This window comes from Nguyenibacter vanlangensis (assembly GCF_013376155.1).
GTDB classification, from domain to species: domain Bacteria; phylum Pseudomonadota; class Alphaproteobacteria; order Acetobacterales; family Acetobacteraceae; genus Gluconacetobacter; species Gluconacetobacter vanlangensis.
This window is the reverse complement of the sequence record NZ_JABXXP010000110.1, coordinates 1-7,188: the sequence shown is the minus strand read 5'-3', so window position 1 is coordinate 7,188 and position 7,188 is coordinate 1. Positions and strand designations below refer to the sequence as shown.

General features: G+C 65.2%; 9 protein-coding genes and 1 pseudogene. 6 read left to right on the top strand and 4 right to left on the bottom strand.

Annotated elements, in window-relative coordinates; translation table 11 throughout:
- A pseudogene (locus HUK84_RS07900) lies at window positions 1–298 on the top strand (glucosamine-6-phosphate deaminase); the annotation flags it as partial.
- Window positions 299–310: 12 nt separating this feature from the next.
- On the opposite strand, the gene HUK84_RS07895 reads toward HUK84_RS07900, so the two are convergent.
- Window positions 311–742: a winged helix-turn-helix transcriptional regulator gene (locus HUK84_RS07895; RefSeq protein ID WP_456306664.1), complete on the bottom strand. Its 432-nt coding sequence runs from the start codon at window positions 740–742 to the stop codon at window positions 311–313.
- Window positions 743–827: 85 nt separating this feature from the next.
- Here HUK84_RS07895 and HUK84_RS07890 point away from each other — a divergent pair, with 85 nt between their 5' ends.
- Window positions 828–1,436 (top strand): FMN-dependent NADH-azoreductase, encoded by a 609-nt coding sequence (locus HUK84_RS07890; protein WP_176639800.1) that lies wholly within the window; start codon window positions 828–830, stop codon window positions 1,434–1,436.
- A gap of 16 nt (window positions 1,437–1,452) precedes the next feature.
- On the opposite strand, the gene HUK84_RS07885 is transcribed toward HUK84_RS07890, so the two are convergent.
- Window positions 1,453–2,346, bottom strand: a complete 894-nt coding sequence (locus HUK84_RS07885) for a helix-turn-helix domain-containing protein (RefSeq protein ID WP_176639799.1) — start codon at window positions 2,344–2,346, stop codon at window positions 1,453–1,455.
- Between the two features lie 136 nt (window positions 2,347–2,482).
- Complete coding sequence (locus tag HUK84_RS07880) at window positions 2,483–3,331, bottom strand: oxidoreductase (protein ID WP_176639798.1); 849 nt, start codon at window positions 3,329–3,331, stop codon at window positions 2,483–2,485.
- Between HUK84_RS07880 and HUK84_RS07875 the strand changes: the two genes are divergently transcribed.
- The 3 genes from HUK84_RS07875 (at window position 3,315) to HUK84_RS07865 (ending at window position 6,015) form a co-directional block, all read left to right on the top strand.
- Entirely contained in the window at window positions 3,315–3,908 is a 594-nt protein-coding gene (locus HUK84_RS07875; protein ID WP_317135259.1) for a YeeE/YedE family protein, read from the top strand. The two genes, HUK84_RS07880 and HUK84_RS07875, sit on opposite strands and share 17 nt — an antisense overlap.
- Complete coding sequence (locus HUK84_RS07870; protein WP_176639797.1) at window positions 3,905–4,336, top strand: DUF6691 family protein; 432 nt, start codon at window positions 3,905–3,907, stop codon at window positions 4,334–4,336. Before HUK84_RS07875 ends, HUK84_RS07870 begins: the two co-directional genes overlap by 4 nt.
- 482 nt (window positions 4,337–4,818) lie before the next feature.
- A complete protein-coding gene (locus HUK84_RS07865) occupies window positions 4,819–6,015 on the top strand; it encodes a TCR/Tet family MFS transporter (protein WP_176639796.1) in 1,197 nt (398 codons plus the stop codon).
- On the opposite strand, the gene HUK84_RS07860 is transcribed toward HUK84_RS07865, so the two are convergent.
- Entirely contained in the window at window positions 5,986–6,435 is a 450-nt protein-coding gene (locus tag HUK84_RS07860; protein WP_176639795.1) for a VOC family protein, read from the bottom strand. The two genes, HUK84_RS07865 and HUK84_RS07860, sit on opposite strands and share 30 nt — an antisense overlap.
- Window positions 6,436–6,853: 418 nt before the next feature.
- Here HUK84_RS07860 and HUK84_RS07855 point away from each other — a divergent pair.
- A partial coding sequence (locus tag HUK84_RS07855; RefSeq protein WP_176639794.1) for a cation:proton antiporter domain-containing protein occupies window positions 6,854–7,188 on the top strand: 335 nt, incomplete at its 3' end.

Sequence of the window (7,188 nt, the reverse complement as noted above, 5' to 3'; positions counted from 1 at the left end):
GAATGCCGGCCTGTTCGGCGGCGATGTCGATGCCGTGCCCCGCCGCGCGCTGACCATGGGGGTGGGGGTGATCCTGGAAGCGCGGCAGGTGGTGCTGGTGGCGACCGGCGCGGCCAAGGCCGCCATCCTGGCCCGGGCGGTCGAGGGGCCGGTCACGTCGATGATCAGCGCCAGCGCCCTGCAATTCCATGCCAACTGCCTGGTGATCGCCGACGAACCGGCCGCCGCCCAACTGCAGCACCGCGATTACTACGACAGCATGGTCGCGACCGATCCGGAATTCGCGCCCTTTCGCTGAGCGGCGCGGCCGTCAGTCCTGCCGGGCGTCGAAGGTGCGCTGCGCGACCTCGATCGTATCGGTGTGGGCCAGGGCCCAGTCGCCCAGCGCCTGCACCGGCGCGCGCAGGGAATGACCCAGTTCGGTCAAGTTATATTCCACGCGCGGCGGGATGGTCGGGTAGATGGTGCGCGTCACCAGACCGTCGCGTTCGAGCCCGCGCAGGGTCAGGGTGAGCATGCGCTGGGAAATTCCGCCGACCATGCGCCGGATTTCGTTGAAGCGCCGTGGCCCGCCGCCCAGCATCATGACGATCAGGACGCTCCATTTGTCGCCCACCCGGGCCAGCACGCGGCTGACCTTGCGGCAATCGCCGCCCATCGGGTCGTGGAGCGGCGCCGCGTCCGGGGATGCGGCGTCCTGGGATGGGGACGGGGTAGTCACATCGCTGTTCCCGCGTATCAAAAATGTGCCTCCTTGCGCGTCCGACGGACAGTAGCAAACATAGCCCCGGTTACAAACCTATACCGGAACATGCCGAGGAGATATCATGACGAACCTGCTTCATCTCGATGCGAGCATCCTGCCGGCGGACAGTTCGGTCAGCCGTACGATCTCGGCCGCCGTGGTGGCGCGGCTGTCGGGGCTGAACCCCGCGCTGAAAATCGTGCGGCGCGACCTGGTCGCCGATCCGCTGGCCCATATGACGCTGGCCAGCCTGCCGCCCGCCCATCCGGCGTCCGTTCCCGGCGACGAGGCCGCGCGTGCCGCCAGCGCCGCGGTGCTGGAGGAATTCCTGGCGGCGGACATCGTGGTGATCGGCGCGCCGATGTATAATTTCACCATTCCGACCCAGTTGAAGGCGTGGATCGACCGGATCCTGGTGCCGGGGCAGACCTTTCGCTACGGGCCGGATGGGGTGGCCGGGCTGGCCGCCGGCAAGCGGGTGATCGCCGTTCTGTCGCATGGCGGTTTCTACGGCGAGGACACGCCCTATGCCGCGGCGGAACATACCGGCAGCTATCTGCGTGCCGTGCTGGGCTTTATCGGCATCGCCGCCCCCGAATTCATCCTGGCCGAGGGGATCGCCCGGGGCGAGGCGCAGCGGGCCGCATCGCTGGAGGCCGCGCAGGGGGCGGTCGCGGCGCTGACGCTGTAAGCGCCGGCTGCGGGCGTCATAGCGCACGACGGAAGGCCGTCGGCGTCACGCCAATCTGCTTGCGAAAACGCGTGGCAAAGGCTGAGGGCGTTTCATAACCCACCGCCAGCGCCACGTCGGTGATGGACAATTCCGGGCCAGCGAGCAACTGGCACGCACGTTCGATCCGTAGCGTGACAAGCCATTCGTGTGGTGTTCTGCCCGTCGCCTGCCGAAACGCGGTGCAGAAATGAAACCGGCTGAGGCCCACCAGACCGGCGAGACGATCGAGGCCGATCGACTCGTCGAGGTGCGCGCGCATGTAATCCGTGACCTTGCGCACCTGCCAGTCGGCCAGGCCACGGCGGTCGACCGCGGGTTCGAGGGCCTTGAACGAGGAATGCCCCCGCATAAGCTGGGTACACAGCAAATCGGTGGCCTGCTCCACGAACAGCCGCGCCGAGGGATCGGCTGCCGCGGCTTCGCGGCCCAGCATCTCCATCACGCGGGCCGCCACAGGATCGTCGAAGCTCACTCGGGCCAGCAGTTCGACCGATTTTCCACCAGCCAGTTGGTCGGCACAATCCTGCAATCGCGCGCGGGTCAGGAAAACGTGACTGACATTGATCGGCCCAGCGATGTCCCATCGCCCGTCATGTCCCTCGGGGATGATGGTGATCGTGCCCGCCCGTGTCGCTCCCGCTAGGCGCTGCTGCCCGACGCGCCACACGATGTCCTGCGGATCACCGTAGTACGTGATGACGACATGACCTTCCATGCCGGGCAGACGGTCGTGCAAGGCCCCATGGCCCCACCGGCCGGTCAGCCGGGTTTCCCCCCGCAACGCATCACCCATTATCGGCGGTGCCCGGTCGAGGATGCGGGCCAGTTCTTCCGGTGCCTTTCCGAACCGCATCGCGGCATCCGTCATGTCACGCATTCCCCGCCGGCGATCCCGACCGGCGATCACCATATTGACGGGGTCTTAGCGTGAAACGGCATCGCACACCATCTGTCCGGACCGGCAGGCTTTGCCTGGCAGATCGGTTCGGCGTGACGAGGAACGGTCAGGCGACGGCGAAATCGGTGGACACGGATATCGACCGCCATTCGGCCAGGATGGCCGCATCGGAGACATGCTTGGCCTCGATCGCCGCGACGGTATCGCTGCCGAGCGGCAGGCGAACCGGCGGATTCGGCGCATCGGCGAATGCGACCAGCCCCCTGGCAAGCTTGTCGGGATCGCCCGGCTGGCCGTGATTGAGGCCGGCCGCGTGCGTGCGCACCGCACCTGCCGTATCGTTATAATCGTCGATCCGGGACGGGCTGACCGACAACGAGGACGAGTCAAGGAAATCGGTCCGGAAATAGCCGGGCTCGACGACAGTCACGTGGATACCCAGCGGCGTCAGTTCATGATGAAGCGCCTCCGAAAGTCCTTCGACCGCGAATTTGGTCGAGGAATAGACGCCGAAGCCGGGCCCGGCACGATAACCGCCAATCGACGAAATATTCAGAATGCGACCGGAGCGCCGCGCACGCATGGACGGCAACACCGCCCGCGTGACCGCCAGCAGACCGAAGACATTGGTGCGGTAGAGACGCTCCACTTCTTCCGTACTGGCTTCCTCCACCGCGCCCAGCAGCCCGAAGCCGGCATTATTGACCAGCACGTCGATTTGGCCGAAGCGCTCGATCGCAGCGGCCACGGCCGCGCGCACCTGTGCCTCGTGCGTTACGTCCACGGGCAGGGCCAGCAGATTGGCGCGATCGCCCAGCTTTTCCGTGCCCAACTTTTCCATGATCGACATGGCGTTGCGCGCCGTGGCGACGACATTGTCGCCCTGCGCCAGCGCCAGGGCCGCGATCCGCGCGCCAAAACCGCGTGAGGCGCCGGTGATGAACCATGTTTTCATAGCAAGTCTCCATTATCTGTCGGTTTCGACAAATACAGGAGATAGCCTCGACGCCTTCTGGCCGCTTTCGTGCGATTGCGGCGATTGTCGCGATCTTGCGATGCCGGTCTGGCGATCATCGGCCGGGGCACTATATTTTCTCAGGAGCCACCATGAACGGGTCACCATGAACGGGTACTGGGCGTCTCTCTGCGGCGGCATGCTGATCGGCTTGTCGGCCGCGGCGTTCCTGCTTCTGGATGGCAGGATAGCAGGGATCAGCGGCATTGTCGGGCGATTGCTGCTGGGGCAGGACCGTAGTCTCAACGGTGCGTTCGTTCTGGGACTTCTGCTCGGGCCCGTGGCGTATCTGGGAGCATTTGGCGACTGGCCCGTCGTCAGAATCGCGGTTCCCTTACCGCTGGTCATTCTGGCCGGGTTCCTCGTCGGGTTTGGGACACGCATGGGTTCGGGCTGCACGAGCGGGCATGGCGTCATGGGACTCGCACGTCTGTCGCCGCGCTCGATGGCTGCGGTCGCTACCTTCATGGCGACCGGCATCCTGACCGTAACGCTCATGAGGATTGCCGGATTATGAACAACCGAGCCGCCCGGGTCGCCTTGGCATTGATGTGCGGGGCCGTATTTGGCTTCGGCCTGTCGTTGTCAGGCATGATGAACCCGACCCGCGTCAGGGGGTTTCTGGATATCTTTGGCGCCTGGGATCCGAGCTTGGCGTTTGTCATGGCCGGTGCGGTCGGGGTTGCGACGGTCGGTGTCCGCATCATGCGGCGTCTGTCCCGCCCCGTTCTGGACACGGAATTCCACCTGCCGGCCGCAAGGCGGATTGACGGTCGCCTGATCGGAGGGACGGCCCTGTTCGGGGTCGGATGGGGAATGGCGGGCTTCTGTCCCGGACCGGCTCTGGCCTCTCTCCCGCTCGGCCTGCCGGCCGTGGCCGCCTTTGTTGTGACCATGGCGCTCGGCATGACCGTGCATGATCGCCTTGTCGTCCGATCCAAGTGAGCGAGGGGATCGCCCGGAGGTGGCGCAGCGGGCCGCGTCGCTGGAAGCCGCGCAGGGGGCGGTCGCGGCGCTGACGCTGTAAGCGCCGGCCGTGGGCGGCCGGACTGCGGGTATGAATGATTGCCTGACGCAGGCGGCTCTGCTAGTTGCACGGCGTCGGAAAAGGCAGCCTTGGTTTGGTAAGCCCAAGGTCTTTCGGTAACGAAAGCTCTGGTCTTTGGCCTCGTGCTTGAGATCCCCGCGACGGACATCGGCCACCATGCAGGTGGTCATATGTTCGTCGGTGCGGGTCTCGACAACGGGAAACGCTCCGGTCGAACATCGACAATGGAGCTGTTTCCCATGCAAGTCCCTCACCCGAATACTGCGCTTGTCACCGGAGCGAGTCGCCCTCGTCTCGATGTGCGGACCGCCACGCCGGGCCCCGATGGCACATCGGGCGATTTCTTCCGGGATGGCGAACCGTTGCCGGGGCCGGCGCTGTGACCCGGCCGCTTCTCGTCATCTTCGCCGCGATCGCCCTCGATGCGATGGGCATCGGCCTGATCTTTCCGATCCTTCCGCGTCTGATCGAGGACGTGACGCGCGCCCGGGACGTGGCATCGACCATCGGAATCCTCACGGCACTCTATGCGGCCATGCAGTTTGTCTTCGCGCCCGTGCTCGGCGCGCTGAGCGACCGGCTCGGCCGGCGCCCCGTCCTGCTGATCTCGCTCGGCGGCGCGGCGCTCGACTATGTGCTGATGGCGCTGGCGCCATCGCTGGCGCTGCTGGTGATCGGGCGGGCTGTCGCCGGATTGACCAGCGCCAACATCCCGGTCGCGACCGCCTACATCACCGATATTTCCCCGGAAGAGACCCGGGCAAGGCGGTTCGGCATTTTCAATGCCATGTTCGGCATCGGGTTCGTCCTTGGTCCGGTATCAGGCGGCGTCCTTGGCGATTATTGGCTCCGGCTGCCCTTCTTCGCCGCCGCCGCGCTGAACGCCGCCAACCTGCTGCTCGCTTGGTTCGTTCTTCCGGAATCGCGCACGCCAGGGCACCAGACGATCGACCGCGCGGCGCTCAACCCGCTGCGGCCGCTACGCTGGGCGCTTTCGATGCGGTCCCTGCTGCCCGTTATCGCGATCTTCTTCGTATTGAGCGCGACGGGCGAGGTCTATGGCGTCTGCTGGGCGCTGTGGGGTCATGACGTGTTCGGATGGAATGGGCTGTGGATCGGTCTTTCGCTCGGGACCTTCGGCGTGTGCCAATCGCTGGCGCAGGCCTTTTTGCCCGGCCCGGCCGTGCGGCTGCTGGGCGAGCGCGGAACGGTCCTGACAGGGATCGCGGGGGCGTGTGTGGCACTGACCGTGATGGCCTTCGCCACGCGCCCCTGGATCGTGTTCGCGATCATGCCGGTGGTCGCCCTTGCCGGGATCGCCACACCGGCGTTGCAGGCGCTGGCCACCCGCCTGGTCGATGATGAGCGACAGGGCCGGTTCCAGGGGGTGTTGGCATCCGCCATGAGCCTGGCGTCCATCGTCGGGCCGCTGCTCTTTTCGACAATCTATTTCGCCGTTCGCGATCACTGGCCGGGTGCCATCTGGCTGTCGGCTCTGGCGGTCAATGCAATGGCCGTACCCCTGGTGACAGGTCTGCGGTTTCAGTCAGCGGCCTTCGCCGACGCGCGGCAATGACGTCGTGACGCAAGCCGGCCGCAAACCTTGATGGGAATCGTGTGGCTTGATGGGAGTCAGCGTTGCAACTTCAATGAAGTAGCCCCCTTTTGCCCTGAAATAGAATGTCCAGGCACCGTGGAAATCTCGCGGGGCCTGGACTGCCCACCCGTCAGCAATCAGGCGGGCGTGGACGTCATCAACAGCCTCTCGGGAATCCTGGATGAAGCCGATATGCAGAATATCCAGCTCTCTGGGATATTCGAAGCCATCGAGCTTGCTATCGAAATGGTTGACGATCAGTACGAGGCCGTCATCGTCCTGCATGACCGCCATCTTTTCTCCGCGGACGACCAGGGTTCGCAGACCGAAATAACGCGCGAACATGGCCCGATCGGCCGATACGTCGTGGCTATAAAGATTGACGTGGTTGAGTTTCATAATCGTGCCTTTCCGCCGTATGTGAAACGGACATGGATCGGCAGCGGAGACGTGTAGCCACCCACAACCGACCACACGCGAAGGAGAAAACCCTCACGGTGTCCGGCCATGGCCAAGAGCGGGCTTCCCCGCTCAAGCGTGACTGTCTCGCAGACGTGACTGTCTGGCAGAGACCGCAGGTTATCACCATACCTGCATCGCTGTCTTTTCAGGCAATCATGACTTTGCCGGCAGCGGGGGTAGCTGGTCAAGCTTCATCTCATGCATGTCCGCTTCCGGGACGAGCGGCCCTTTTCCACGGCGAGGGCACGGCCCGTGATGACGATTTCGAACCCGTAATATAATGCCGGTCCGCGCGAAACGCGGGGCGGGCCCGGCCGTTATGACGATACTGCGTGCGTGACGCGGAGTATCGGCCATGCCCCATGCCAGTCCCCTGATCACCATCCTGGTCATCGGCCTGACGCTGGCCTTTCTGCTGGGGGTGGCGGCCGGCCGGCTGGGGATTTCGGTGCTGGTCGGGTATCTGCTGGCCGGGGTGGCGGTGGGGCCGCTGGTGCCGGATGCCGATCATGGCGTGGCCCTGCAACTGGCTGATATCGGCGTGATCCTGCTGATGTTCGGGGTGGGGCTGCATTTTTCCGTCAGGGACCTGATGGCGGTGCGGGCGATCGCGCTGCCCGGCACGCTGGCGCAGGTCGTGCTGTCGGGCGCGCTGGGCATGGCCCTGGCGCTGCTGCTGGGCTGGAGCGG

Bases quoted from the DNA above. Each gene is read 5' to 3' on its own strand.
- HUK84_RS07890 (WP_176639800.1), top strand. From the start codon at position 828: ATGACGAACCTGCTTCATCTCGATGCGAGCATCCTGCCGGCGGACAGT.
- HUK84_RS07885 (WP_176639799.1), bottom strand. From the start codon at position 2,346: ATGACGGATGCCGCGATGCGGTTCGGAAAGGCACCGGAAGAACTGGCC.
- HUK84_RS07875 (WP_317135259.1), top strand. From the start codon at position 3,315: ATGAACCATGTTTTCATAGCAAGTCTCCATTATCTGTCGGTTTCGACA.
- HUK84_RS07880 (WP_176639798.1), bottom strand. From the start codon at position 3,331: ATGAAAACATGGTTCATCACCGGCGCCTCACGCGGTTTTGGCGCGCGG.
- HUK84_RS07870 (WP_176639797.1), top strand. From the start codon at position 3,905: ATGAACAACCGAGCCGCCCGGGTCGCCTTGGCATTGATGTGCGGGGCC.
- HUK84_RS07860 (WP_176639795.1), bottom strand. From the start codon at position 6,435: ATGAAACTCAACCACGTCAATCTTTATAGCCACGACGTATCGGCCGAT.